Here is a 2025-nt window from a genome sequence, read left to right on the forward strand (position 1 = left end):
GGGGAACGGGATCAAGCTCCTGAAGTAGGAGCGCAGTTCGGTGCGCAGCCGCTGCTGGCGTTCGGTGGGGGCCAGATGCATGGTTTCTGACTGTCTTACCACATGACTGTTCGAGTGTTCGCAGGGAGAAACGGGATGGGACTGACCGCGAGGATCCGCACCCGGGACGGATGGGCCGTGTCGCACGCGGTCGTCACGGTGACCGACATGACCGGCAGCCAGGTGCTGCGCGCCGAGGCCGACGACGAGGGCACGGTCCGTGACCCGAACCCGCTGGCGCCCGGGGCGTACACCGTCATCGTCACCGCCGTGGGCTACGCGCCCACCGCCGCCAGCGCCATCGTCACCGCCAGCGGCCGCGCCGAGATCGGCACGGTCACCCTGTCCCGGCAGGGCGGCACCGAGCTGCCGCCGCCCGGCCCGTGGACCGTGGACCCGGCGCACTCCACGGTCGGCGCCGTCGCCCAGCACCTGGGCATCTCCAGCGTGCGGGGCCGCTTCACGGACTTCTCCGCGTCGATCGAGATCGCCCCGGACGACGTCACCAAGTCCCGCGTCCAGGCGGTCATCCGGGCCGCCTCCATCGACACCGGCAACGGCATGCGCGACACCCACCTGCGTTCCGCCGACTTCCTGGACGTCGAACGCCACCCGGAGATCACCTACGTCTCGACGGGCGTGACGGCGGCGGGCGCGGACCGCTGGACGGTGCACGGCGAGCTGTCGCTGCGCGGTGTGGTGCGCCCCGTCGACCTCGACCTCGCCTACCTCGGCACCGGCGCCGACCCCTGGGGCGGCACCCGGGCCGCGTTCCGCGCGACGACCGAGCTGCACCGCGAGGACTTCGCCATGAACTACAACCAGGTCGTCCAGGCGGGCATCGCCGCGATCGGCACGACCCTGAAGGTGGAGCTGGAGGTCCAGGCGGTACAGGGCGAGTCGCTGCCGCAGGCATGAGGGCGGGCCCAGGGTGGGCCCACCAGGGACAGGCTGAGCGGGCGCCCCGGCCCTAGGCTGGCCGCATGGCACCGAACATCGCGACGAACACGTCCGTCTCCCTCGACGAACTCCTGGACTTCGTACGACCCCGCCACCGCGCGATCCTGCTCACCCGGCGGGCCGACGGGAGCCCGCAGGGGTCGCCGCTGACCTGCGGTGTCGACGACTCCGGACGGATCGTCGCCTCCACCTACCCCGAACGGGCGAAGACGCGGAACGCGAAGCGGGACGAGCGGGTGAGCGTGATCGTCCTGAGCGACGAGTGGGACGGGCCGTGGGTCCAGGTGGACGGGCGGGCCGAGGTTATCGACTCGCCGGAGTCGGTGGAGCCGCTGGTGGAGTACTTCCGGAACATCTCGGGGGAGCACCCGGACTGGGACGAGTACCGGGCCGCGATGGTACGGCAGGGGAAGTCGATCATCCGGGTGACGCCGGAGCGGTGGGGGCCGGTGGCCACCGGGGGGTTCCCGGCGCGGTTGGCTTCGCCGGACGCCTAGGAGCCCGGGGGTGCGTCCCTGTTCGCGGGCGCGGGCCGTGTCGGACTGCTCGCGCCCACGCGGCGGAGCCGCATCTCGGTCACGGCCCCGCGCCCCTTTCGGGGCGCTGCACCTTGGCCTCGATTCCTGCGATCAGTAGGTCCAGGGCGAAGGTGAAGTCCCTGTCCAGCATCTCGGCGACGGTGTCGCCGCCCCTCGCCGCCATGAGGTCTCTCGACTCCTCGATGATCCTCGCCGTGTCCGGGACCTCCGTCACGGCGTCCATCGCGGAGTCGAAGTACTCGTCGGCCGTCATGCCGGCCGCCGCCACCCGCGCGGCGAAGTGGCTCTCGATCGTGCCGTAGCCGTAGACGAACTGGAAGACGGCCGAGATCGCCCCCGTCACCCCCTGTGCGGGCAGGCCCGCGCGGCGGACGACCCGCTGGACGACGCGGGAGAACGCGAGCGAGTGGGGGCCGATGTTGAGGTAGCGGCCGGCCAGCGGGGAGAGCCAGGGGTGGCGGACCAGCAGCGCGCGGTACTCCGCGGC

General features: G+C 72.1%; 3 protein-coding genes. 2 read left to right on the top strand and 1 reads right to left on the bottom strand.

Annotation, left to right across the window (positions count from 1 at the left end; translation table 11 throughout):
* The first annotated feature begins 135 nt into the window (after positions 1-135).
* Complete coding sequence (locus ABZ646_RS45760; RefSeq protein ID WP_360533478.1) at positions 136-957, top strand: YceI family protein; 822 nt, start codon at positions 136-138, stop codon at positions 955-957.
* Positions 958-1022: 65 nt separating this feature from the next.
* Positions 1023-1496, top strand: coding sequence for a PPOX class F420-dependent oxidoreductase (locus ABZ646_RS45765; protein WP_360533481.1), 474 nt, complete (start codon positions 1023-1025; stop codon positions 1494-1496).
* A 79-nt stretch (positions 1497-1575) separates the two neighbouring features.
* Here the strand turns inward: ABZ646_RS45765 and ABZ646_RS45770 are convergent.
* Positions 1576-2025: TetR/AcrR family transcriptional regulator C-terminal domain-containing protein (locus ABZ646_RS45770; RefSeq protein WP_360533484.1), on the bottom strand; the 450-nt coding region annotated here is incomplete at its 5' end.

This window comes from Streptomyces sp. NPDC007162 (assembly GCF_040634175.1).
GTDB lineage: Bacteria > Actinomycetota > Actinomycetes > Streptomycetales > Streptomycetaceae > Streptomyces.

What these genes read in the sequence shown, in the direction of transcription:
- ABZ646_RS45765 (WP_360533481.1), top strand. Translation starts at nt 1,023, where the DNA reads ATGGCACCGAACATCGCGACGAACACGTCCGTCTCCCTCGACGAACTC.
- ABZ646_RS45760 (WP_360533478.1), top strand. Translation starts at nt 136, where the DNA reads ATGGGACTGACCGCGAGGATCCGCACCCGGGACGGATGGGCCGTGTCG.